A 22,804-nucleotide genomic window follows, 5' to 3' on the forward strand; every position below is an offset into this window, starting at 1 on the left:
GGCAAGGCGCAACGCCCGTTGGACAGTTGGCTGAAAACCTTCCGTTCGCGCGCCTGCCGGTGACACCGGAGCCGCGGCCGACGCAGAACCAGACGCCGCCGCGGTCCGACGTCACAGGGGAACGCCGGACCGCGGCCGCCGATACCACACACCCGCCCCCCGTTGGTCCGGCTCACCGAAGCGCGCGACAAACCCGTCAGGCTGTTCCTAGGGTGAAGCCCACGGAAGGCCGGAAGGGGCGGAATCAGGGTGAGGGGCAGACCATGACCGGCGTCGCCGCGCCACCGCGAGGGCACCGTGACCCGGCGCCCGGACACCCGTGTGCGGCCCGGACGGCGACTTCGCCGTGCGTACGGCCCCGCCCCCGCCGGCGACCGGCCGTGCGCCCGCCGGCGACAGTCGTACGCCCGTCGCTTCGACCGGCCGTGCGGCCCCCTTCCCCACCGGATCCGGTGGGGACGGTCAACGGGCACCGCTCACTCGGACGGGTGGCGATTTCCGGCCCTCGCGGGCCCTTGGTGCCGTCCGGGGCGGACGGCGCCCGCCGCCGGAATCCGTGGTCCGGGCCGCACCGTACCGGCGAAATCAGGCCAACGTTCACGCCGCCGGGCCGCCTTGGCACCGTTCCTACGGCACGGCCGCACCGGCCGGCGGCACGCACCCACGACATCGATGACGTCTGCGGCCCCGGCCGCCCGACGGCTCCTCCGGCCCGCGAGCGAGGACAGGACATGAGCACTTACAACTTCGGCAACGTCAACGGACCGGCCCGCTTCGGCGACCGCGCCACCCCGGACCTGGAGACCCTGATGGAGGCCGCCGACCGGCTCACCGAGGCGCTGCGCGCCGAGTACCCGGGGCTGGTGAGCAGCGGCGAGACCATCCAGGAGCAGCTGGCGGAGTCCGCCGAGGACGGCCTGCCGCCCAACCGGGGCCGGATCCGCTCCGCACTGGAGACGATCGCCATCGCCGCCTCGGCCGGCACCGCCAGCCTCGACTACACCCGGCACCTCCTGCACGCCCTCGACCTCTGACGTCCACGGGCTCCGACCGTCCACGGCCGGTGGACCCACGAGGCCGGCCGGTGCCGGGTGGGGGAGGCCGTGGCGAGCGGCCCGGGCGTCACGCGCCGAGTGCCGTCAGAGCCGGCCGCCGGGCCTGGTCGTAGCGCTCCAGCAGGACGCGGGCGACCTCCGGTGCCGCGCCCAGCACCTCGGCGCACACGTCGGCGTCCGCCGCGCCGCGCGCGATCCGGTCCGGCAGGAAGCCGGGGGCCAGCACATACGGTGCCACGGCGACCCGGGCGCAGCCGAGCCGCCGCAGCTCCCGCACCGCGTCCTCGGTGCGGGGAAGGGATGCGGAGGCGAACGCAGGCCGCACGGCGCACCAACCGGTGTGCCGCCACTCCCGCGCGATATCAGCGATCACTGCGATCGCCTCCGGGTCGGAGGACCCCGCCGAGGCCAGCACGACCCCGGTCGAGGACTTGTCGGCGGGCGTCAGCCCCGCCTCGTACAGCCGCCGTTCCAGCGCGGACAGCAGCAGCGGCGACGGGCCGAGCACCTCCGCCTGGCGGATCCGCAGCCGCGCCGGGGCGTCCCGCAGCACGGCCGGGATGTCGGCCTTGGCGTGGAACGCCCGGGTCAGCAGCAGCGGCAGGGCGACCACGTCCCGGACGCCCCGGGCCGCCAGCGACTCCAGCACCCCGTGCACCGACGGGAGGTTGAAGTCCAGGAAGCCGGTCTCCACGCGCAGCCCGGGCCGCAGCGACCGCACCCGCTCCACGAGGGCGTGCACGGTCGCCGCGTGCCGCGGGTCGCGGCTGCCGTGGGCGATGACGAGGAGAACCGGCCTGGTACGCATGGGACGTCAGCTCTTCACCAGCAGGCCGCGGCTGCGCAGCACCCACCGCTCCAGCGGACTGAAGATCAGCAGGTCGATGGCGATGCCGACGAACAGGATGAGCAGGATCGCCTCGAACACCATCGCCATGTCGCTGGCGGTGCGGCCGTTCTCCAGCAACTGGCCGAGGCCCACGCCGAGATCGGGGAACTGCGCGATGATCTCCGCGGCCATCAGCGAACGCCAGGAGAACGCCCAGCCCTGCTTCAGACCCGCCACATAGCCGGGCAGCGAGGCCGGCAGGGTGACGTACCAGACGCCCTTGGCACCCGTGGCGCCCATGGTGCGGCCCGCGCGCAGGAACAGCGGCGGCACCTGGTCGACGCCGGACACCAGGCCGTTGGCGATGGACGGCACGGCGCCGAGCAGGATCACCGCGTACATCATCGAGTTGTTCAGGCCCAGCCAGATCACCGCCGGCGGCACCCACGCCACCGACGGCAGCGACTGGAGGCCGGACAGGATCGGGCCGATGGCCGCGCGCACGAACTTCACCCGGGCCACCAGCAGACCCAGCGGGGTGCCGATGACCAGCGCGAACGCGAAGCCCAGCAGACCGCGCGAGACACTGGTCCAGATGTAGCCGAGCAACTCGCCCCTCAGCCAGGCGTCCCGGAACGCGCTGCCCACCGCGCCCGGCGAGGGCAGCTTCGACGGGTCGTCCACGACCGGGTACAGGATGTACCAGACCACCAGGACCACCGCGATGGCGACGACCGGCGGCAGGATCTTGTTGACGAGGGTCTCGCGCAGCGGGGGGCGGCCCGTGGTCGTGGTCTCCAGCGCGTCCAGGCCGGCCTCGACGCTCCCGGCGTCCGGGACCGGTGTCGTCTCAGTGCTGGCCATGGCGGCGGATCTCCCCACGCAGTACGTCGGTTATCTCAAGGGACAGTTCGGCCACGGGCGCGTCCTCGATGCGGCGCGGCTGCGGGAGGTCCACGCGCCACTCGCGCGCGATCCGGCCCGGGCGGGAGGACAGCAGGACCACCCGCTGCGCGAGCCGCACCGCCTCGCGCACGTTGTGCGTGACGAACAGCACGGAGAGCCCGGTCTCCGCCCAGATACGGGTCAGCTCGTCGTGCAGCACGTCCCGGGTGATGGCGTCGAGCGCGGCGAACGGCTCGTCCATCAGCAGCATGTTGCTCTCCTGGGCCAGCGCGCGGGCCATCGCCACCCGCTGGCGCATACCGCCGGACAGCTCGTGCACCCGCTTGCCGTAGGCGCCCTTCAGCCGGACCAGTTCGAGCAGTTCCTCGGCCTTGCCGCGCCGCTCGGGCTTGGCAACGCCCCGCAGCTTCAGGGCGAGTTCGATGTTCTTGCCCGCGGTCAGCCACGGGAACAGGGCGTGTTCCTGGAACATCAGGGCGGGGCGGCCGTCCGTGGTGATGGAGCCGGCGCTCGGCCGGTCCAGGCCCGCCACCAGGTTCAGCAGCGTGGACTTGCCGCAGCCCGAGGCCCCCAGGAGGGTGACGAACTCACCCGGCGCGACATCGATGCTGATGTCGTCGAGGACGAGCTGCTGCCCGCCCGGGGCCGCGAAGGACTTCGAGACGTGCTCAAGGCGTGCCGCGAACTCGACGCTCTCGTCGGCCTTGGCGAGGGTCGTGGCCATGGTCGTCACCTCCTGGGGACGCGTCGGTCAGGGGCGTCAGCTGGTGCCGAGGCCGGCGGCGTCGACCGCGGGACGGCCCTCGGCCTTGAGGACCTTGTTGAGGATCGTCAGGTCGTAGATCCCCTTCAGGTCCGGCTTCTCCAGCAGACCGGCCTTGACCGCGTGCTCGGCCTCGGTGTCGAGGGTGGCGGCCAGCGGGTCGTCGGTGAACTGGATGGACTTCCAGGCCGGGTCGAGGATCTTCGCCGGGAGCGCCTTGCCGGAGTCCGTCTCCAGCCGCTGGTTCGCGGCGGCCTTCGCCTCGTCCGGGTGGGCGTTGATCCACTTGTTGGTCTCGACCGACGCCTTCAGCACGGCCTCGACCGCCTTCGGGTGCTCCTTCAGGAAGTCCTGCCGCACGATGATGTTCGTGATCACGAACTTCTTGTCCGGCCAGAGCGTCGACTCGTCCAGGAGCACCTTGGCGCCCTCGGCGACCAGCTTCGACGCGGTCGGCTCCGGCACCCACGCGCCGTCGACCGAGCCGGACTTGTAGGCGTCCGGGGTGATCTTGTTGTCCGTGCGGACGACGGTGACATCACCCTTGCCGCTCTGCGCGTCGACCTTCCAGCCCTGCTCGGCGGCCCAGTTGAGAAACGCCACGTCCTGCGTGTTGCCGAGCTGGGGCGTGGCGATCTTCTTGCCCGCGACGTCCTTCAGGGACTTGATCTTCGCCGGGTTGACGACCAGCTTCACCCCGCCGGAGGCCGAACCGCCGATGATCTTCAGGCTCTTGCCGTTGGACTTGGTGTAGCCGTTGATGGCGGGGGACGGGCCGATCCAGCCGATGTCGATGGAGCCGGCGTTGAGGGCCTCGATCTCGGACGGGCCGGCGTTGAAGATGGCGGGCTTGACCGTGGTGGCGCCCAGCTCCTTCTGGAAGAAGCCCTTCTGCACGCCGACCAGGGCGGTGGCGTGGGTCAGGTTGCCGAAGTAGCCGATCTTGACGGAGTCGAGCCCGTCGGTCTTCTCGGCGCCGGCGGCGATCTTGGCGGTGCCGTCGTCCTTGGCCTCGGAGCCGTAGCCGCAGGCGGCCAGCGTGAGCAGGGGGAGAGCGGCGATGGCCGCTGTGCCGCGGCGCAGGAGCGATGAGCTGATGGCAGGCACGGGAGGGTTTCCTCTCGTTGGCCCGGCGGTCACGGTCTCTCAGGTCGTGGCCGGGAGTTCGGCTGGAGGTCTTCGTCGCTTCCGGGACGACGCCGGGTGGGGGGAGCGGGCGCGCGAGCGGTGCGCGTACGTCAGCGCACACATCGCGCGACTCCGCCCTGCCCGCTGCCGAGGGCGCCGCTGCCGACGCGGCCGCCCTCCTTGGCGAACGTGGAGTAGACGTCGGGTGTCCTCATGTCAGAAGTCCCAGCCGTCGTCGGCCTCGTCCTTGACCGGCTCCGGCGCGGCGAACGACTCGCCGACCATGCCCGCCGTCAGCGTGGTGCCGTCGGCGGGATCGATCAGGATGAAGGAGCCGGTGCGGCGCGAGTCGGCGTAGGAGTCGACCGGCAGCGGCTCGGCGGTACGGATCTTCACCCGGCCGATGTCGTTGGCGACGAGCCGGCCCGGGTGCGGGTGCAGGGACAGGTCGTCGAGCGTGAGCCGGGACGGGATGTCCTTCACGATCGCCTTGACCGTGCGGGTGCCGTGCTTGAGCAGCACCCGGTGGCCCACGGTGAGGGGCGCGTCGGCGACATGGCAGACGGTCGCCTCCACGTCCTGCGTGGTGGCCGGGGCGTCCTTCGTCGGCACGATCAGGTCGCCGCGCGAGACGTCGATGTCGTCCTGGAGCAGCACCGTCACCGACTGCGTCGTCCAGGCCACGTCGACCGGCTCGCCCAGCAGATCGATGCCGGCGATCCGGGTGGTCCGCCCGGACGGCAGGACCGTGACCTCCTCGCCGACCCGGAAGGTGCCGGCCGCGATCTGGCCCGCGTAGCCCCGGTAGTCGGGGTGCTCGGCGGTCTGCGGCCGGATCACGTACTGCACGGGCAGCCGCGCGTGGCAGTGCGCCAGGTCGTGGCTGACCGGCACGGTCTCCAGGTGCTCCAGCACGGTGGGGCCGCCGTACCAGTCCATGTTCGCGCTCGGCTCCACCACGTTGTCCCCGGCCAGCGCGGAGATCGGTATCGCGGTGACCTCCGGGACGCCCAGCTCGGTCGCGTACGCCGTGAACTCCTCGGCGATCTTCGCGAAGACCCGCTCCTCGTACCCGACGAGGTCCATCTTGTTCACGGCCAGCACGACGTGCGGGACGCGCAGCAGGGCGGCGATGGCCGCGTGCCGGCGGGTCTGCTCGACCACGCCGTTGCGGGCGTCGACCAGGATCACGGTCAGCTCGGCGGTGGAGGCGCCGGTGACCATGTTCCGGGTGTACTGCACATGGCCGGGGGTGTCGGCGAGGATGAACCGGCGCCGGGGCGTGGCGAAGTAGCGGTAGGCGACGTCGATGGTGATGCCCTGCTCCCGTTCGGCGCGCAGGCCGTCGGTGAGGAGGGCGAGGTCCGGGCCGTCCTGGCCGCGGCTCGCGGAGACCCGCTCCACGGCCTCCAGCTGGTCGGCGAGGACCGACTTGGAGTCGTGTAGCAGCCGCCCGACGAGGGTGGACTTGCCGTCGTCGACGGAGCCGGCGGTGGCGAACCGCAGCAGGGTGGTGGCCGAGAGCGCCTCGGTCGTGGTCGTGCTCATGCCTAGAAGTACCCCTCGCGCTTGCGGTCTTCCATCGCGGCCTCGGACAGCTTGTCGTCGGCGCGGGTCGCACCGCGCTCGGTCAGCCGGGACGCCGCGATCTCGGCGATGACCTTCTCGATGGTGTCGGCGTCGGAGTCGACCGCGCCGGTGCAGGACATGTCGCCGACGGTGCGGTAGCGCACCCGCCGCTTCTCGACGGTCTCGCCGTCCTTCGGGCCGCCCCACTCGCCGGCGGTCAGCCACATGCCGGAACGCTGGAACACCTCGCGCTCGTGCGCGTAGTAGATCTGCGGCAGCTCGATGTCCTCGCGGGCGATGTACTGCCACACGTCCAGCTCGGTCCAGTTGGACAGCGGGAAGACGCGGACGTGCTCGCCGGGGGCGTGCCGGCCGTTGTACAGGTTCCACAGCTCCGGACGCTGGCGGCGCGGGTCCCACTGGGAGAACTCGTCGCGCAGGGAGAAGACGCGCTCCTTGGCGCGGGCCTTCTCCTCGTCGCGGCGGCCACCGCCGAAGACGGCGTCGAACCTCTCGCTCTGGATCTTCTCGGTGAGCGGGAGCGTCTGGAGCGGGTTGCGGGTGCCGTCGGGACGTTCCTTGAGCACACCGCGGTCGATGTAGTCCTGGACGGAGGCCACGTGGAGGCGCAGCCCGTGTGCGGCCGCCACCCGGTCCCGGTACTCGAGGACCTCCGGGAAGTTGTGTCCCGTGTCCACGTGCAGCAGGGAGAAGGGGACCGCGGCCGGGGCGAACGCCTTCAGCGCGAGATGCAGCATGACGATGGAGTCCTTGCCGCCGGAGAACAGGATCACCGGGTTCTCGAACTCGCCCGCCACCTCGCGGAAGATGTGCACCGCCTCGGACTCCAGCGCGTCCAGGTGCGACAGGGCGTACGGGCTCTCCGTGCCGCCCTCCGACTTGGCGACCGTGGTCATGCCAGTCCCCTCTCGCTCAGCAGCGCGTACACCGACGCCGCGGACTCCTGGACCGTCTGGTGCTGTGACTCGATCCGCAGATCGGGCGTCTCGGGCTCCTCGTACGGGTCGTCGACCCCGGTGAGCCCGGACAGCTCGCCCGCGGCCTGCTTCGCGTACAGCCCCTTCACATCGCGCACGCTGCACACCTCGACCGGGGTCGCCACATGGATCTCCAGATACGGCGTCCCGTTCTCCGCGTGCCGCTTGCGCACCGCCTCCCGGCTGTCCGCGTACGGCGCGATCACCGGCACCAGCGCCTTGACGCCGTTGCGGGCGAGCAGTTCGGCGACGAAGCCGATGCGCTGGACGTTGGTGTGCCGGTCCTCCCGGGAAAAGCCGAGCCCGGCCGAGATGAACTCGCGGATCTCGTCGCCGTCGAGCACCTCCACGCGGTGGCCCTCGGCACGCAGCCGGCCCGCCAGCTCGTACGCGATGGTGGTCTTGCCGGCGCTCGGCAGACCCGTGAGCCAGACGGTGGCTCCGGTCGTCACGTGCATCTCCTGGATCTGGTCGTTCGTCATCCGTGCAGCCCGCACTCGGTCTTGGCGCGGCCCGCCCAGCGGCCGGCGCGCGCGTCCTCGCCCTCCAGGACCCTGCGGGTGCACGGGGCACAGCCGATGGAGGCGTAGCCGTCCATCAGCAACGGGTTGGCCAGCACGCCGTGTTCGGCGATGTAGGCGTCCACGTCGTCCTGGGTCCAGCGGGCGATCGGCGAGATCTTGACCTTCTGCCGCTTCTCGTCCCAGCCGACGACGGGGGTGTTCGCCCGGGTCGGGGACTCGTCGCGGCGCAGGCCCGTCGCCCATGCCCGGTAGTTGCGCAGCCCCTCTTCCAGGGGCTTGACCTTGCGCAGTCTGCAGCACAGGTCGGGGTCGCGGTCGTGCAGCCTCGGGCCGTACTCCGCGTCCTGTTCGGCGACCGTCCGGCGCGGGGTGAGGGTGATGACGTTGACGTCCATCACGGCCTCCACCGCGTCCCGGGTGCCGATGGTCTCCGGGAAGTGGTAGCCGGTGTCCAGGAAGACGACGTCCACGCCCTTGCGCACGCGCGAGGCGAGATGGGCGACCACGGCGTCCTCCATGGAGGAGGTGACGCAGAACCCGTCGCCGAAGGTGTCCACCGCCCACTGGAGGATCTCCAGCGCGGAGGCGTCCTCCAGCTCACGGCCCGCCCGTTCGGCGAGCGCCTTCAACTCCTCGGTGGACCGCTCGTCCTGAGTCGTCGTCATATCCGATCGTCCCCTCCGTGGTCGGCTCGCTGAACGCCCCGGGCCAGCAGACCCAGGAACTTCAGCTGGAATGCGCGGTTGCACGCCCCGCATTCCCAGGCGCCGTGACCCTCGCCGCTCGGACGCAGATCCTCGTCGCCGCAATAGGGGCAGTAGAAGGGCGCGGCCCGCTCGCTCACGACAGCGCCTCCTCGGAAGCGCGCGCCGCCCACGCCGCGAACCGCTCGCCGTCCGCGCGTTCTGCCTGGAAGCGCTTGAGCACCCGCTCGATGTAGTCGGGCAGTTCCTCGGACGTCACCTTCAGGCCGCGCACCTTGCGGCCGAAGCCGGCCTCCAGGCCGAGGGCGCCGCCCAGGTGCACCTGGTAGCCCTCGACCTGCTCACCCCGGTCGTTCAGGACGAGCTGCCCCTTGAGACCGATGTCCGCGACCTGGATACGGGCGCAGGCATTCGGGCAGCCGTTGAGGTTGATGGTGATCGGCTCGTCGAACTCCGGCAGGCGGCGCTCCAGTTCGTCGATCAGCTGGGAGCCGCGCTGCTTGGTCTCCACGATGGCGAGCTTGCAGAACTCGATGCCGGTGCAGGCCATGGTGCCGCGCCGGAAGGAGGACGGCCGGGCGGTGAGGTCCAGCGCCTCCAGGCCCTCCACCAGCGAGTCGACCCGGTCCTGCTCGACGTCGAGAATGATCATCTTCTGCTCGACGGTGGTGCGGACCCGGCCCGAGCCGTGTGCCTCGGCGAGGTCGGCGACCTTGGTGAGCGTGGCGCCGTCGACCCGGCCGACCCGCGGCGCGAAACCGACGTAGAACCGGCCGTCCTTCTGCCGGTGCACACCGATGTGGTCGCGCCACTGCTGCACCGGCTGCTCCGGGGCGGGCCCGTCGACCAGCTCGCGCTTCAGGTACTCGTCCTCCAGCACCCTCCGGAACTTCTCCGCGCCCCAGTCGGCGACGAGGAACTTCAGCCGGGCGCGGTTGCGCAGCCGCCGGTAGCCGTAGTCCCGGAAGATCGAGATGACGCCCTCGTAGACGTCCGGCACCTCGTCGATCGGCACCCACGCGCCCAGCCGCACACCGAGCTTGGGGTTGGTGGACAGACCGCCGCCCACCCACACGTCGAAGCCCGGCCCGTGCTCGGGGTGGCGTACGCCGACGAACGCGACGTCGTTGATCTCGTGCACCACGTCCAGCAGCGGCGACCCCGAGATGGCCGTCTTGAACTTGCGGGGGAGGTTGGAGTAGGCCTTGTTGTTCAGGACGCGGCGCTTCATCTCCTCCAGCGCCGGCGTCGCGTCGATGATCTCGTCCTCGGCGATGCCCGCCACCGGGGAGCCGATCATCACACGCGGGGTGTCACCGCAGGCGGTCACGGTGGACAGGCCCACGCTCTCCAGCCGGTCCCAGATCTCGGGCACGTCCTCGATCCGGATCCAGTGGTACTGGACGTTCTGCCGGTCGGTGATGTCCGCGGTGCCGCGCGCGAACTCCTGCGAGATCTCGCCGATGACCCGCAACTGCCGGGTGGTCAGCGCCCCGCCGTCGATACGGACGCGCAGCATGAAGTAGCTGTCGTCCAGCTCCTCGGGCTCCAGGATCGCGGTCTTGCCGCCGTCGATCCCGGGCTTGCGCTGGGTGTACAGCCCCCACCAGCGCATCCGGCCGCGCAGGTCGTTCGGGTCGATGGAGTCGAAGCCGCGCTTGGAATAGATCGTCTCAATGCGTGTCCGCACATTGAGACCGTCGTCGTCCTTCTTGAACTGCTCGTTGCCGTTGAGCGGCGTGAAGTGGCCGGCGGCCCACTGGCCCTCGCCGCGGTGACGGCTCACCTTGCGGCGGGGCGCGGAGGCGGCGGGGTTCGGTGGGGTGGCGGCCATGGTTCTACGTCCTTCGGGACCGGTGGGAATCAGCTCTGACCTGCACAGACGCGCGCACGCGGGCAGGCGTGCGCGGCGTTGCGCGGGAGGAAGGGGGACGGGGTGTGCGGCGGTGCTGGGAGGCGTCAGCCCACCGGACAGATGGCGCTGGACATGCGGCCGAGGTCGACGTGCCGCCGACTCACCAAGGCAATTCCAGTTCCGGACATGACGGAAGCGTGTCACGGCGATCTGGACACAGTCCAGCTTCGTCCATTATCCGGACATTGATGTCCCGCTATGTGATACGGGGGTGGTGTCGCTCACATGTGTCGCCGGAAGGCTTGTCGCGGCAGGTCAGGCGGGGTATGCGCCGGGCCACGGCCCCGGTGCGGCCCCTTCCGGTTCCGGCTCCACCTTGGTGTCGAACAGCTTGAATCCCCGCCGCAGGTAGTTGTCCATCGCGTGCTCGCCGTCCTTGCTGCACGTGTGCAGCCACACCCGCTTGGTCGGCGTCCGCCCAGGCCACCGGTCGGCCAGGTCCCAGGCGCGGGCCGTGCCGTAGGCCAGCAGATGACCGCCGATGCGCCGGCCGCGGAAGGCGGGGATCAGCCCGAAGTAGACGATCTCCACCACGCCGTCGTCCTGCGGCTCCAGTTCCACGTAACCGGCCGGGGTGCCCCGGTCGTAGGCCACCCAGGTCTCCACGCCGGGCCGCTCCAGGAACTCCTGCCAGCGCGCGTACGTCCAGCCCAGCCGGTCGGTCCAGTGGATGTCGCCGCCGACGGAGGCGTACAGGAACCGGCTGAACTCGGGGGAGGGCACCTCGGCGCGGACGATCCGGACCTCGCCGTCGGGGGCGGCGGCGGGCAGGAGGTCGGCCGGGGACGTCTGCTCCAGGGACCACGTGGTGACGGGAACGCTGCTCATGCGGGCCAGGGAATCATCCCGCCACCTGGTCTGTCGACGCGCGGGGGCGGGGTCGTCGGCCGGGGCGATCGGCGCCCGCCCGGGTACGCGGGTGCGGTGACGGGGTCGGGGAACCGGAGGCGGGCGCGGAAGCCCGGGGCCCGATGGCGGGTCGGGGTGGCGTGTCGTTCGCCGGTCCCGTCCCGCCGGCCCCGCCGGATCAGTCCAGGGAGCGGTCGAGGCCGGCCAGGGGCAGCGCGAACAGCATGCGGTCGGACAGCGACCACACCTCGCCGGTCCCCCGCCAGTAGGACAGGGAGCCCGCGTCCCGCGCCCAGCAGCGGTCCGAGGCGTCCGCGCCGCAGCGGGCCTCCCGGGTCCGCTCGGTGTCCTGCCGCCACAGCCCGCCGTGCCCGTCCTGCGTACCGGGCAGCCGTCCCACATACCAGGACGGCCGGTCCGCCCCGGCCTCCCGGTACGACAGCACGCCCCGGATCCCGGTCGCCCGGGTGCGGTACGCCTCCACCGCGTCCACCCGCCCCGCGCCGTCCGTGGCGAGCAGCCCACGGCGCGCCGGGTCGGTGTCGAACGCGTACCGCCACAGCCGCGCGCGCCGGTCGCCGTCCGGTGCGGTCCACTCCGCGGCCACCAGACTGTCGGGTGCCGTGCCGCCGTCCAGGGCGAGCGCGCCGGGACAGGGCGGCCCGGAGGCCGAGCAGCGCCCGGCGGCGAAGCGGTACGAGGCGACCGCGGGCAGGACGTAGTCGTAGCCGCCGGCGGACCAGCCGCCGGGCACCCGGCCGATCGCGGGCGCGGCGACCGTGGTGCGCTGGATGCGGTCGAGGTCGTAGACGTAGAGCGCGTCGGCACCGCCGGACGTGGTGGTGACCAGCAGCTTGTCCTTGTGCCAGGCCATGCCCGAGACGCCGGAGGCGAGGCCCCGGTAGTCACGGCCGCCGTCCACCGGCACCACCGGCAGCACCCAGCGGTAGGCGAGGTGCGCGGGGTCGTCCGCGTTCACGAACGCCACCCGGGCGAGGCCCTGTTCCCCGGGCCGGCCGGCCGTGGCGCTGTGCGTCCAGCCGGCCAGGATCACCCGGTGGGTGCCCCACACGCCGTCCTCGTCGTCGGAGGTGGTCACCGAGGCCGGCCGCCAGTCGCCCGCGGTGTCGGCCGGGTCCCAGCAGTAGGCGCGGGTGGCGGCCGGGGCGACCGGCAGGGACGCGCGGTCGTCGGCGGAGCAGTCGTCCGCCTCGCGCAGCCGGTGGTCGGCGCCGCGCAGCACGGCGTCCACGCCGACCGGGCTGCCCATCGCCGCGGCGAGCCGGTCCAGCGAGCGGTCGGGCACCAGGTGCTCCTGGAGCCGCAGTCGCCCGGTGTCCGCCGGGGAGGTCAGCGGGGTGAGCGCGCCGGGGTCCGCGGCGATCCCGGCCTGGGAGGTGCTGATCAGGGTGGCGGCGGCGGTGAGCGCCAGTGCGGTCCCGGCCAGGACGGCACGCAGGGCCGCGCCCCGCCTGCGCCGCCGGTGTCTGCCGCGATGCTTCATCTCTCCTCCAGAGGCCCGGCCAACTGCGCCCGCCGGTCCGGAGATTGACGCGAGGAACAGGTGGTGCGGCCCGTACGGGATGCTACGGCAGGAACGGGCCGGACAGGGCCGGTACCGGAGGTGACCAAGCGGGGACTGCGTGGGGAACCATGAGGGAACTGTGAGGGAACTACGCCGGGGGCCGCTCGCTACGGCCTTCGTCACCGGCACTCCGTTTCCGCGCCACCGCCGGTGCCGTCGACTGCGGGAGCAGGTCACTTGGATTGTCCGGCAGGACGACTTCCACTTCCGCATCGTCGCGGAAACGATACGGCCGATGCCATAGGAGTTCCCCGAGATAGCGTCGGACCCTGGACATCTCCGCCCGTACGGTCACCGTCCGGGAGGGGTCGTCGAACAGATCCTCGGCCAGCTGCGCGGCCCCGCGACCGGCGCGGTCTTCGGCGAGCAGGAACAGCAGTTCCGCGTGACGGGGGCTCAACTCCCGCGACCACGACCCCGACGAGCCGGTGACCGTGACCGTACGGCGGTCCCGCCCGGCGAGGTCCAGCACGATCCGGCACGCACCCTGGGCGGCCGGCCGGTCCTCCGCCCGCAGCAGCCACCCCCCGGCCAGCGGCTCCACCGCGCACGCGCCCAGCGAGGGCAGCCAACGGTGGCCCGGCGACAGCGACTTGGGCAGCGCCACCCGCCGTACATACGGCATCCCGGTCACCGCCGCCGCCCAGCCGTCCCGGTCCACCACCACCGCCCGCCCCGGCAGCCGGGCCAGCATCGGCGCCGCCACCGCCCGCAGCCGCTCCAGCGACGCCAGGTGCAGCTCCCGCAGCCGGGCCTCGGCCAGCTTGGCCACCGAGTCCACCCAGGCGAGGGTGGCCGGATGCATCGTCTCCAAGGGGCCGCTGACATCCACCACACCGAGCAGCCGGCCGTCCCGCGGATCGGTGATCGGCGCACCCGAACAGGTCCAGGACGTGTGCGACCGCACGAAGTGCTCGGCGGCGAACACCTGGACGGGCCGCCGTACCACCGCGGGCGTGCCCACCCCGTTGGTGCCGACGACGTCCTCCCGCCAGTCCGCGCCGATCTCGAACCCCAGCCCGTCGGCCTTGCGCAGCACCGGGGAGGCGCCCTCCCGCCACAGCACCCGGCCGTCGGCATCCGCGACGACCATGATGTGCTGCGCCACGTCCGCGACCGAAAGAAGCCCCTCCCGGAGCACCGGCAGGACCTGCCGCAGCGGAGACTCCTCCCGCCGTCGCCGTACCTCGTCGGAGGGCAACAGCCCGGACCGGACGTCGCGTTCGGGGTCGACACCGCTGCGCAGCACCCGGTCCCACGACTGTTCGATCACCGGCCGGGGTGCGATCCGCGCACGTCGCCCGGCGAGCGCGGCCTCGCGCACCTCGCTCAGCACCCGCGCCGCCTGCACCGCGTCCCGCGCGGCCAGGCGCACCAGATTCATCGGCGGGTTCCCCACTGCGGTCCTCCCGGAAAAGGCATCGAACACTCTTGTCAAGCCGTCCGGGCGGCGGTTTCCGGTCCGACTGTCCTCACATAGTGCCGCTCCGCTCATGGCGGAGGCACAGACTCCGCGCATGTGCCCCCATAAGTTGCAACCCCTTGCAACCCTGGTGAACCACCGACCGGCGGCCGAGACTTGACCACGACGCGCCTGTGCGTCCGCGGGGGCTCAGCGAGCCCGTGCGGTGGGGGTGGTGCCGTGTCGGCGCAGCACCACCCCTTGCCGACGGCGGCCCGGCCGACGACAGCCGGGGCGTGACGGTGCCCGACCGCCGCCGGCATGTGACGGTGCCCGGCGGCAGCGCGGCCCCCGGTTTCCCATGGCGGCGGGGCGGACGGCTGCCGGTGGCAGCGGGGCGTGGCCGTTTCCGGGGGTCAGGCCGGCCGCGCCCGCTCGACCACCGACTCCAAGTCCAGGCCCGCCGGCAGGGTGCCGAAGGACGCGCCGTGGTCGCCGCCCAGGCGGGACGCGCAGAACGCGTCGGCGACCTCCGGCGGCGCGTGCCGTACCAGAAGGGAACCCTGGAGCACCAGCGCGAGCCGCTCCACCAGCCGCCGGGCCCGCCCCTCGACGCCCTCCAGGTCCGCGAGTTCGGTGAACAGGTCCTTCACCGCCCGGTCCAGCCGGTGGTCCGCGCCGTGCGCCCGGCCGATCTCGGTGAGGCAGGCGTCCAGCGCGCCCGGCTCCCGGCGCAGCGCCCGGAGCACGTCCAGCGCCTGGACGTTCCCCGCGCCCTCCCAGATGGAGTTCAGCGGCGACTCCCGTACCAGCCGGGGCAGGCCCGACTCCTCGACGTACCCGTTGCCGCCCAGGCACTCGGCCGCCTCCACGGCCACCGGCGCACACCGCTTGGTGATCCAGTACTTGGCGGCCGGCACCGCCAGCCGCAGGAACGCCCGCTCCTGCTCCCCGCCGTCGTCGCAGGCCGCGGCGAGCCGCAGCGCGAGCGCCGTCGCCGCCTCCGACTCCAGCGCCAGATCGGCGAGCACGTTGCGCATCAGCGGCTTGTCGATCAGCTTCCCGCCGAACGCCTCCCGGTACGCGCAGTGGTGCACCGCCTGGGCCACCGCCTGCCGCATCAGGCCCGCCGAGCCGAGCGCGCAGTCCAGCCGGGTCGCGGCGACCATCCCGATGATCACGCGCACCCCGTGCCCCTCCTCGCCGACCCGGCGCGCCCAGGTGCCGTCGAACTCGACCTCGGCGGAGGCGTTGGAACGGTTGCCCAGCTTGTCCTTCAGCCGCTGGATCAGGAAGACGTTGCGGGAGCCGTCCGGCAGGACGCGCGGCACCAGGAAGCAGGTGAGCCCGCCCGGGGCCTGCGCGAGCACCAGGAACGCGTCCGACATCGGCGCCGAGCAGAACCACTTGTGCCCGGTCAGCAGATACGTGCCCGGCTCCGCGAGCGGCCGGGCCGCGGTGGTGTTGGCGCGGACGTCGCTGCCGCCCTGCTTCTCCGTCATCCCCATCCCGAACAGCGCCCCGGGCTTCTGGCCGGCCACCCGCGGCTGGGGATCGTAGACCGTGGACGCCAGCCGGGGCTCCCACTCGGCGGCCAGCTCCGCGTCGGCGCGCAGCGCGGGCACGGCCGCGTGCGTCATCGACAGCGGACAGCAGGTGCCCGCCTCGGCCTGCGTCCACAGCAGGAACCCGGCCGCCCGCCGCACGTGCCCGGAGGGCCGCGTCCAGGCGCCGCCGGCCAGCCCGGCCGAGACGCCCTTGCCGAGCAGCCGGTGCCAGGCCGGATCGAACTCCACCTCGTCGATCCGGTGGCCGTACCGGTCGTGGCTGCGCAGCCGGGGCGGATGCTCGTTCGCCCGCACCGCCCACTCCTGGACCTGCGCCGAACCCACGGCCCGGCCCAGGGCGGACAGCTCGGCGCGCACGTCGTCCAGGACGTCCGCGCCGGTGTACCGGTCGACGGCCTCGGCGAGGGCGCGGTCGGCGGTGAAGACGTCGTAGCCGACCAGCGGCGGCGGCTGGTTGGTCACGGTGTGGGTGGAGGTGCCTGCCATGATGGGGAACCTACCCGGGAAGGCCGCGGTGATGGCTTCCAGCGTGATGGTGACGGCTTCCGGAAGTCGTCGGTGGCGGATTCCGGAGTGCCGGTGAGGGCCTCCGGAGCGACGGTGACGGTTTCCAGAGTGACACACCGGAGCCGGGCGGCGGGCCGGAACCGCCTCAGCCCACCCCATGGAACCGACCGCGGGCCCCGGAAGGTGAGGGCGGTCCCGTGCTGCGGATACCTTTGGGTCGTGCAGCCAGCAAGTGAAACCCCCGAGCGCCCGGCCGGCCGCTTCCACCGGGCCAGAGCTCTCTACCGGAACGTCTCCAAGCGCAGGACCGCCTGGCTGTTGCTCAAGGACACCGTCAACTCCTGCATGGAGTACCGCATCCTCGGCCTGGCGGCGGAGGCGGCGTTCTTCACGCTGCTGTCCGTGCCGCCGCTGCTGCTGAGCCTGATCGGCCTGCTCGGCTACGTCGACGACTGGACGGGCGCGGACACCATCCACAGCCTTGAGACCAACCTCCTCGACGCGTCCCGCACGGTGTTGTCCGACAAGGGCGTCAAGGAGATCGCCGAGCCGATCCTGCACGACGTGATGAAGGGCGGCCGGCCCGATGTCATCTCCATAGGCTTCCTGTTCGCCCTGTGGTCGGGTTCGCGCGCGGTGAACGTCTTCATCGACACCATCACCGTCATGTACGGGCTCGACGGCGTCCGGGGCATCGTCAAGACCAGGATCATGGCGTTCCTGCTGTTCATCGTGGCGCTGTTGATCGGCTCGGTGGCGCTGCCGCTGATGGTGGCCGGGCCGGACGCGGTGGTCCGGATCGTGCCCTGGTCGGGGACGGTCGTCCAGGTTCTGTACTGGCCGGTCGTGATCGTCCTGTCCATCGCCTTCCTGACGACGCTGTACCACGTCTCGGTGCCGGTCCGCTCCCCGTGGATCGAGGACGTGCCCGGCGCGCTGGTCGCCCTCGCGATGTGGGTCCTGGGCAGCTTCCTGCTGCGCATCTACCTCATGTACACCATCGAGGGCGCCACGATCTACGGGTCCCTCGCCGCCGCGGTCGCGGTCCTGCTGTGGATCGGGGTGGGCGCCTTCGCCGTGCTCGTCGGCGCGGCCGTGAACGCGGCCATCGACCGGGTCTGGCCGGCCGCGGCCACGGCCGCCGCGCGCGAGGCCAACGAGCGGATGCGGGAGGCACAGGTCGCCGAGTACGTGGCCCGCGCCGCGGCGGCGGCCCGCGAGGCCGACCCCGACGACCCCGACATGCCCTCCGAGTTCCCCGAGCGCTGGTCCCGTTTCCTCCCTCCGGAAGACGTGACGGCACGCCTGCGCAGCCATGCGCGGAATCCCCATCACGCCCACCGGAGGAACGGCGACGGGAGCGGGGACGGGAACGGGAACGGGAACGGTGACGCGACGGGAAGCGGGGAGAGCGGGAGCGGCAGGGGCCCTGAGGGCGGCGCGGGCAGCGGGGGTGCCGGCGGAGCCGGTGGGGGCACAGGCGGCTTCGGCGGGAGCGGTGGCTTCGGGGGTGGCGCCGGGAGCGGTGGCTTCGGGGGTGGCGCCGGGAGCGGTGGCTTCGGCGGGGCCGGGGGTTACTGGGTCGGGGGCAACGGTGGGGCCGGCGGCGGGGAGTACTGGAACGGGGGCCGCAACGGCAACGGCAGCGGTAGCGGCAGCCCGGACGGTGGTGGGGACGGCAGGAGTGCGGTGCGTCCTGAATGGTGAGTGCCGAGCGGACTCTCCCCCTCCCCGCCCGGCCACCTCACGGCCATCCGGCACCGGCAGACCGTCTCCACCCTCAGGGCTAGATCCCTCGGTGGAGAAGGCGCCGGTGCCGGCCCTGTGAATCTCCACCCGCCGCTCCACCCGTGCTCCGATCCGCCCGCCCCCGCTCCGCGCCTAGCGTGATTGCACAGGCCGGAGCAGTCCGGCCGCAGCAGACAGCCGGGCGTCGTCACGTCGCAGCATCGCCCGGTACGGCTCTGGCGCCGGACAAGGAGGCAGCGGACATGACGGAGCGGACGGGACGCGGGGACCAGCGTGGTACGGCGGGGAGGCCGACCGGGACAGCGGGGGTGATCAGCACCGCCGAGCCGATTGAAACGGCCAGGCCACCGAAGCTGTCCGAACCAGCTGAGCCACCCGAGCCACCCGAGTCACCCAAGTCGTCGAAACCCCCGCGGCCCCCTGACCCCGGACCACGAGGGCCCCTGGGCTCCGAACCACAAGGGGCCCTGGGCTCCAGACCACCAAGGCCTTCCCGCACCCTGCGCGGCCCTCTGCTCTCCCTCGCGGTGGACATCCTCCTGCCGCTCCTCGTCTACTACGCGGCCCGCGCACTCGGCGCCGATCAGGGCCCGGCCTTGTTGCTCAGCGGCGCACCGCCGGCCCTGCGCCTGCTCACCGGAGTCGTGCGGCACCGCCGTGTCGACGGGGTGGACCTGTTCCTCACGGTGCTGCTCGTCGCCGCCGCGCTGGTGTCCCTGATCGGCGGCGGGCCCCGCGTCCTGCTGTTCAAGAACGCGGCACTGTCCCTCGCGGTCGGCGCCTGGGCACTCGGTACCGCTTTCACCCGCAGACCCCTGGCCTTCCAGCTGGGCCAGCGGATGCACCGGGGCGAGGCGGTCCGTGCCCGGGCCGGACTCTGGCAGGACAGCGCCCCCTTCCGCCGCGGGCAGCGTGCCCTCACTCTGCTCTGGGGAGCCGAGCAGTTCCTCGACGGCGGCGTGGGCGCCCTCGCCGCCGCCACCCTGCCGCCCGACACGGTGCCGCTGCTGGACCGTGCCGTCTCCCTGACCCTGCTGTCCCTGGCCGCCGCCGTCACCGCCGGCTACGCCCGCCGCTTCCGCATACGCCACGCGCTCCCGCTGTTCGGCGCCCCCGCCCCGGCGACGGCACCGCGGACACCGCGCGTGTCGTCCACCCCGTAGGCTGGCCGCCGTGTACACGGAGCGGGTGTCGCGGCTGACCGGCGCGGTCGTGTGGACGAAGCGGCCGACCGGCACCGCCGTCCGGCCGGTGCTGCCGGACGGCTGCATGGACCTGCTGTGGAGCGAGGGCCGACTGCTGGTCGCGGGTCCCGACACCCGCCCCTACGCCCCGGAAGGCCCGGACCGATCCTGGGCGGGCATCCGCTTCTTCCCCGGCACCGCGCCCGCGCTGCTCGGCGTACCGGCACACGAACTGAGAGATCTGCGCGCGGACTTGGCGGATCTGTGGCCCGCGGCGAGGGTCCGGCGGCTGTGCGACCGGATCGCGGCGGCCCCCGACCCGGCGAGAGCGCTGGAGGACATCGCCCTGGAGCGGGCGGCGGAGGCGGAAGCCCCGGACCCGCTGCTGCGCCGACTGGTGGAGTGCCTGGACGAGGGCCGCCCGGTGTCGGCGACGGCCGCCGAACTCGGCGTCGGCGAGCGCCGGTTGCACCGGCGCTGCCTGACCGCGTTCGGGTACGGGCCGAAGACCCTGGCCCGGATCCTGCGCCTGCGGCGGGCCCTGGCCCTGGCCCGCGCCGGGACGCCGTACGCGGAGACGGCGATCCGCGCGGGCTACGCGGACCAGCCGCATCTGGCGCGGGAGGTGCGCCGGCTGGCGGGGATGCCGCTCGGGGAGCTACTCGCCGGGGGCGGATAGCGGCGCGAACAGATCGACCGGGTTGCCGTCGGGGTCGTGCACGGTGGCGTAGCGCTGTCCCCAGAAGGCGTCCCACGGCTTCAGCTCCCCGTGGTGGCCGGCGGCCACCAGCTCCTCGTACCGGGCGTCGACCTCGGCGGGGGAGTCGCACCGGAAGGCGAGCGAGACCCGTCCCGGTCCGGCGGACGGGTGCCACCCGGGGTGAAAGGAACGGATGGTCTCCTCGGTGTCCAGGGCGAGCACCAGCCCGCCGGGCAACTCGGCCTCGACATGCGGCTGTTCCTCGGATCCCTCGGGAAACACCAGCCCGAGACGGCGATAGAAGGCGAGGGAGGCGGCCAGGTCGGAGCTGACCAGGCCGATCACGGCGAAACGTACGGTCATGCGGCCACCGTAGGCAGCGCCCGACGGGCCGGTCTTGAAGAAATCGGACGTTCCGCGAGCGGATCTGTGTGCCTTCGAGTGACAAGCCCGGCGGCGGTCAAGGCCCGCCAGGTCATGAGTCCGTCCCAAGAGATGGCTGTTGCGAACGGTCGCGAAAGGGGGTGGGAACCACCGTCCCGGGTGGGCCGGTGCAGTGCCCGGTGCGGTGTGGCGCACCGCGCTCGGACCTCGGCTTTCCTGCCGGAGGGAGGTGTGCTGCGGACGCAGTGCGCCCGGCGGTGGGGTGTGCCGTACCCAAGCCCCGCCTGTAACAGCGACGTACCAGCGGGCAGTTCGGGGGAAACGGCGAACCGGTCCGATGACTCTTGGTACTCAGAAAGGCCCGCCCGCAACCGACGGGCCGGCACTCCGACCGATACGAAGGATGACACCATGCGCGTCAACACGATCACCGTCGCAGCCCTGGCCGTCGTCGCGGGCCTCTCGCTCACCGCCTGCCAGAGCGACGGCGACGCCACGGGCCAGGGCACCTCGTCCGCCGCGCCCGCGTCGGCTTCTTCGGCTTCTTCGACCGGTGGTTCGGGCACGGGCGCCTCGAAGGGGGATTCGGCATCGGGCGGCTCCGCTCAGGACGGCGCGACGGTCTCCGCCGGGAAGAAGACGGGCAAGGGGCAGGGCACGAGCGCCGGGACCGGCTCCACCAAGGACGGCAAGACCGGCAAGTGCCGCACCGACGAGCTGGAGGTCAAGGCGACGGACCACACCATTGACGGCGACCCGGGCGGAACCGTCGTCGTGGAGTTCACGAACGGCGGCGGTCGGGACTGCGTGCTGTCGGGGTACGCGGGAGTCGACCTGAAGACCAACGCCGGGTCGCTGTCCGCGAAGCGCACCGGTGAACCGGCGAGCCGGGTCGTCCTGAAGGACGGTGAGTCGGTGGCCTTCGGCATCACCTACCCGATCAACGACTCGGGCGGATCCGGCGTCCGTATCACGGGGCTGGTGGTGACCCCGCCGGACGAGACGAAGTCGGTCTCCCTCCGCTGGCCCGGCGCGGCCACGCTGCCCGTCACGGACGGCTCCGGCTCCCCGGTGAAGGTCGGACCGATCGGCAGCGCCGGCCAGGGCGGCTGACCGGCGTCGTCTCGCACGAAACGACCCTGATCCGATGACTGCGCACGCAGACCCCGGTTCGCGGGAGGAGTGGTGTTCCAGAGGTCAGCCGAAGACGACCGGCCCGTTCGGGGTGTCCACGGTGAAGGAGAGCGTGGTGGGTCCCACGGTGAGATCCAGCGAAGTGCCCAGTGCGGCCAGCCGGGCGCGCACCGCCTCCGGGTCGGGCACCGAGGCCGACACCGCCAGCAGCGGGGTGACCGGCAGGCCGGAGGCGGCCGGGTGCCGGGAGTCACCCCAGTCGATCAGGAACGGCACCGGATCCGGGATCGCCCCGGACTCCGTGTCGGTCAGCCGCCAGCGCAGTACGGTGCCGTCCGGGGTGCGGCGGCTCATCTGCCGCGGCGGGCCCGGGTCGACACCCCGGGCCCGGGCGCCGGTGATCGCCGCGTCCAGGTCGGGCGGGCTGATCGCCCAGGTCAGCACGGTGGGCCCGGCCAGCCGGTCGACACCGAACGGCCGTGGCCCGGCGGGCTCCGGCTGCTCCGGGTCGGGGCCGATGATCTCCAGATAGCTCCGGCCGCCGAGCCCGGCCAGGTGGTTCCGGGTGCCGAGACCGGGATGGGCCCCGCCGGGCACCGGTGTGACCCCGGTCCGTCGCGCGAAGTCGGCGACCGTCGTGCCCAAGTCCGGGGTGGCGAGCACGAGATGATCCAGCAATGGGGGAATGGCCTTCATCCCGCGAGAGGTTACGGGACCGGTGATGCCCCGCGGTATGCCCGTGCGGCACCATGGGCGGCATGATCCGTGCCGCACGCGCCCTGCCGTTGCTCCTCGTCCTTCCCGCGCTGCTCACCGCGTGCGGCACCGAGAAGGCGCGCTCCGGCCCCGAGCCGGCGGCCTCCGGTTCCGGGCGGGCGGCTGCCGGGAGTTCCCAGGAGCCGGCGTCCGGCGCACCGGGGCAGGCCGAGTTGGACGAACGTCTGCGGGCGTTGGGCATCGCACCGGAACTCGTCTACGTCACCGAGGTGCCCGGCTTCACGGTCGCGCAGCAGTCCATCGGGGTGAACGGGGACGACGGCTTCTCCGTCGCGTACTGGGCGAAGAACGGCGCCGTCCTGCACCTGTACGCGGAGCGGGGCAGCGCCGCCGACTGTCCCCAGGGTCACGTCTGCCGGGCCCCCGCGAAGGGCCAGGTGGTGCGCCTGTACGGGGAGAAGGTCGCACCCGACGTGCTGCGCCAGGCCGCCGACGCCCTCCACCGCCCCACCCCCGGGGAACTCGTCCCGCTCCTGCCGTCGCCCCGCACGGCGACGGCCCCGGTCCAGCGCGGCGACCTCCCGCCCAACGGCGACGGAGCCCCCGACAACAGCGTCCCCGGGAGCAGTTGACC

The 22,804-nt window shown here is 72.6% G+C and carries 21 protein-coding genes and 1 pseudogene; 6 read left to right on the forward strand and 16 right to left on the reverse strand.

From position 1 onward, the window contains the following. Window positions 1–731: 731 nt before the first annotated feature. Window positions 732–1,034 (forward strand): hypothetical protein, encoded by a 303-nt coding sequence (locus HB370_RS30790; RefSeq protein ID WP_030777820.1) that lies wholly within the window; start codon window positions 732–734, stop codon window positions 1,032–1,034. A gap of 88 nt (window positions 1,035–1,122) precedes the next feature. Here the strand turns inward: HB370_RS30790 and HB370_RS30795 are convergent, their stop codons facing one another. The 14 genes from HB370_RS30795 to HB370_RS30865 form a co-directional block, all read right to left on the reverse strand. After that, window positions 1,123–1,863 carry a sirohydrochlorin chelatase gene (locus tag HB370_RS30795; protein ID WP_030777821.1) on the reverse strand — a complete coding sequence of 247 codons (741 nt, stop codon included), beginning with the start codon at window positions 1,861–1,863 and terminating at the stop codon, window positions 1,123–1,125. 6 nt (window positions 1,864–1,869) lie between these two features. After that, window positions 1,870–2,748 carry an ABC transporter permease gene (locus tag HB370_RS30800; protein ID WP_030777824.1) on the reverse strand — a complete coding sequence of 293 codons (879 nt, stop codon included), beginning with the start codon at window positions 2,746–2,748 and terminating at the stop codon, window positions 1,870–1,872. Then, window positions 2,735–3,514, reverse strand: a complete 780-nt coding sequence (locus tag HB370_RS30805) for an ABC transporter ATP-binding protein (RefSeq protein WP_030777827.1) — start codon at window positions 3,512–3,514, stop codon at window positions 2,735–2,737. Before HB370_RS30805 ends, HB370_RS30800 begins: the two co-directional genes overlap by 14 nt. Before the next feature lie 36 nt (window positions 3,515–3,550). Next, on the reverse strand, window positions 3,551–4,660 hold the full coding sequence (locus tag HB370_RS30810) for an aliphatic sulfonate ABC transporter substrate-binding protein (protein WP_030777829.1): 1,110 nt from the start codon (window positions 4,658–4,660) through the stop codon (window positions 3,551–3,553). 237 nt (window positions 4,661–4,897) lie between these two features. Beyond that, complete coding sequence (locus HB370_RS30820; protein WP_030777832.1) at window positions 4,898–6,229, reverse strand: GTP-binding protein; 1,332 nt, start codon at window positions 6,227–6,229, stop codon at window positions 4,898–4,900. Window positions 6,230–6,231: 2 nt separating this feature from the next. Then, a complete protein-coding gene (gene cysD, locus HB370_RS30825) occupies window positions 6,232–7,167 on the reverse strand; it encodes a sulfate adenylyltransferase subunit CysD (protein WP_030777834.1) in 936 nt (311 codons plus the stop codon). Continuing rightward, window positions 7,164–7,700 carry an adenylyl-sulfate kinase gene (gene cysC, locus HB370_RS30830; RefSeq protein ID WP_030777836.1) on the reverse strand — a complete coding sequence of 179 codons (537 nt, stop codon included), beginning with the start codon at window positions 7,698–7,700 and terminating at the stop codon, window positions 7,164–7,166. The genes cysD and cysC overlap by 4 nt, the downstream gene beginning before the upstream one ends. 26 nt (window positions 7,701–7,726) lie before the next feature. Further along, window positions 7,727–8,437, reverse strand: a complete 711-nt coding sequence (locus HB370_RS30835; RefSeq protein WP_030777839.1) for a phosphoadenylyl-sulfate reductase — start codon at window positions 8,435–8,437, stop codon at window positions 7,727–7,729. Continuing rightward, the gene (locus HB370_RS42075; protein ID WP_030777841.1) at window positions 8,434–8,616 is read right to left on the reverse strand and encodes a hypothetical protein; all 183 of its coding nucleotides are present in this window, start codon (window positions 8,614–8,616) and stop codon (window positions 8,434–8,436) included. The genes HB370_RS30835 and HB370_RS42075 overlap by 4 nt, the downstream gene beginning before the upstream one ends. Next, complete coding sequence (locus tag HB370_RS30845) at window positions 8,613–10,310, reverse strand: nitrite/sulfite reductase (protein WP_030777843.1); 1,698 nt, start codon at window positions 10,308–10,310, stop codon at window positions 8,613–8,615. The genes HB370_RS42075 and HB370_RS30845 overlap by 4 nt, the downstream gene beginning before the upstream one ends. 336 nt (window positions 10,311–10,646) lie before the next feature. Then, the gene (locus HB370_RS30850) at window positions 10,647–11,219 is read right to left on the reverse strand and encodes a GNAT family N-acetyltransferase (RefSeq protein ID WP_030777845.1); all 573 of its coding nucleotides are present in this window, start codon (window positions 11,217–11,219) and stop codon (window positions 10,647–10,649) included. 199 nt (window positions 11,220–11,418) lie between these two features. Beyond that, complete coding sequence (locus HB370_RS30855; RefSeq protein ID WP_030777847.1) at window positions 11,419–12,744, reverse strand: hypothetical protein; 1,326 nt, start codon at window positions 12,742–12,744, stop codon at window positions 11,419–11,421. 169 nt (window positions 12,745–12,913) lie between these two features. Continuing rightward, window positions 12,914–14,209: a GAF domain-containing protein gene (locus tag HB370_RS30860; RefSeq protein ID WP_208974459.1), complete on the reverse strand. Its 1,296-nt coding sequence runs from the start codon at window positions 14,207–14,209 to the stop codon at window positions 12,914–12,916. 434 nt (window positions 14,210–14,643) lie between these two features. Continuing rightward, window positions 14,644–16,281, reverse strand: coding sequence for an acyl-CoA dehydrogenase family protein (locus HB370_RS30865; RefSeq protein WP_030777851.1), 1,638 nt, complete (start codon window positions 16,279–16,281; stop codon window positions 14,644–14,646). A gap of 240 nt (window positions 16,282–16,521) precedes the next feature. Between HB370_RS30865 and HB370_RS30870 the strand changes: the two are divergent. The 3 genes and pseudogenes from HB370_RS30870 to HB370_RS30880 all read left to right on the forward strand — a co-directional run. Continuing rightward, window positions 16,522–17,634 (forward strand): annotated as a pseudogene (locus HB370_RS30870) (YihY/virulence factor BrkB family protein); the annotation flags it as partial. Between the two features lie 659 nt (window positions 17,635–18,293). Continuing rightward, entirely contained in the window at window positions 18,294–19,214 is a 921-nt protein-coding gene (locus HB370_RS30875) for a VC0807 family protein (RefSeq protein ID WP_280117761.1), read from the forward strand. Between the two features lie 10 nt (window positions 19,215–19,224). Beyond that, window positions 19,225–19,914 carry a helix-turn-helix domain-containing protein gene (locus tag HB370_RS30880; RefSeq protein ID WP_030777854.1) on the forward strand — a complete coding sequence of 230 codons (690 nt, stop codon included), beginning with the start codon at window positions 19,225–19,227 and terminating at the stop codon, window positions 19,912–19,914. Here the strand turns inward: HB370_RS30880 and HB370_RS30885 are convergent. Continuing rightward, window positions 19,894–20,298, reverse strand: a complete 405-nt coding sequence (locus HB370_RS30885) for a VOC family protein (RefSeq protein WP_030777855.1) — start codon at window positions 20,296–20,298, stop codon at window positions 19,894–19,896. The two genes, HB370_RS30880 and HB370_RS30885, sit on opposite strands and share 21 nt — an antisense overlap. A gap of 432 nt (window positions 20,299–20,730) precedes the next feature. On the opposite strand from HB370_RS30885, the gene HB370_RS30890 reads away from it, so the two are divergent. After that, on the forward strand, window positions 20,731–21,432 hold the full coding sequence (locus tag HB370_RS30890) for a DUF4232 domain-containing protein (protein WP_030777857.1): 702 nt from the start codon (window positions 20,731–20,733) through the stop codon (window positions 21,430–21,432). A gap of 84 nt (window positions 21,433–21,516) precedes the next feature. Here the strand turns inward: HB370_RS30890 and HB370_RS30895 are convergent, their stop codons facing one another. Then, entirely contained in the window at window positions 21,517–22,149 is a 633-nt protein-coding gene (locus HB370_RS30895) for a VOC family protein (RefSeq protein ID WP_030777858.1), read from the reverse strand. Between the two features lie 62 nt (window positions 22,150–22,211). Here HB370_RS30895 and HB370_RS30900 point away from each other — a divergent pair, with 62 nt between their 5' ends. Next, complete coding sequence (locus HB370_RS30900) at window positions 22,212–22,802, forward strand: hypothetical protein (protein ID WP_030777861.1); 591 nt, start codon at window positions 22,212–22,214, stop codon at window positions 22,800–22,802. Window positions 22,803–22,804: the final 2 nt, after the last annotated feature.

Origin of the sequence: Streptomyces sp. DSM 40868 (assembly GCF_011820545.1) — a bacterium.
In the GTDB taxonomy this organism is placed as follows: Bacteria; Actinomycetota; Actinomycetes; order Streptomycetales; family Streptomycetaceae; genus Streptomyces; species Streptomyces eurythermus.

Coding starts and splice junctions, on each gene's coding strand:
- HB370_RS30790 (WP_030777820.1), top strand. CDS start 732: ATGAGCACTTACAACTTCGGCAACGTCAACGGACCGGCCCGCTTCGGC.
- HB370_RS30795 (WP_030777821.1), bottom strand. CDS start 1,863: ATGCGTACCAGGCCGGTTCTCCTCGTCATCGCCCACGGCAGCCGCGAC.
- HB370_RS30800 (WP_030777824.1), bottom strand. CDS start 2,748: ATGGCCAGCACTGAGACGACACCGGTCCCGGACGCCGGGAGCGTCGAG.
- HB370_RS30805 (WP_030777827.1), bottom strand. CDS start 3,514: ATGGCCACGACCCTCGCCAAGGCCGACGAGAGCGTCGAGTTCGCGGCA.
- HB370_RS30820 (WP_030777832.1), bottom strand. CDS start 6,229: ATGAGCACGACCACGACCGAGGCGCTCTCGGCCACCACCCTGCTGCGG.
- cysD (WP_030777834.1), bottom strand. CDS start 7,167: ATGACCACGGTCGCCAAGTCGGAGGGCGGCACGGAGAGCCCGTACGCC.
- HB370_RS30835 (WP_030777839.1), bottom strand. CDS start 8,437: ATGACGACGACTCAGGACGAGCGGTCCACCGAGGAGTTGAAGGCGCTC.
- HB370_RS30845 (WP_030777843.1), bottom strand. CDS start 10,310: ATGGCCGCCACCCCACCGAACCCCGCCGCCTCCGCGCCCCGCCGCAAG.
- HB370_RS30850 (WP_030777845.1), bottom strand. CDS start 11,219: ATGAGCAGCGTTCCCGTCACCACGTGGTCCCTGGAGCAGACGTCCCCG.
- HB370_RS30855 (WP_030777847.1), bottom strand. CDS start 12,744: ATGAAGCATCGCGGCAGACACCGGCGGCGCAGGCGGGGCGCGGCCCTG.
- HB370_RS30860 (WP_208974459.1), bottom strand. CDS start 14,209: ATGAATCTGGTGCGCCTGGCCGCGCGGGACGCGGTGCAGGCGGCGCGG.
- HB370_RS30865 (WP_030777851.1), bottom strand. CDS start 16,281: ATGGCAGGCACCTCCACCCACACCGTGACCAACCAGCCGCCGCCGCTG.
- HB370_RS30875 (WP_280117761.1), top strand. CDS start 18,294: ATGACGGAGCGGACGGGACGCGGGGACCAGCGTGGTACGGCGGGGAGG.
- HB370_RS30885 (WP_030777855.1), bottom strand. CDS start 20,298: ATGACCGTACGTTTCGCCGTGATCGGCCTGGTCAGCTCCGACCTGGCC.
- HB370_RS30890 (WP_030777857.1), top strand. CDS start 20,731: ATGCGCGTCAACACGATCACCGTCGCAGCCCTGGCCGTCGTCGCGGGC.
- HB370_RS30895 (WP_030777858.1), bottom strand. CDS start 22,149: ATGAAGGCCATTCCCCCATTGCTGGATCATCTCGTGCTCGCCACCCCG.
- HB370_RS30900 (WP_030777861.1), top strand. CDS start 22,212: ATGATCCGTGCCGCACGCGCCCTGCCGTTGCTCCTCGTCCTTCCCGCG.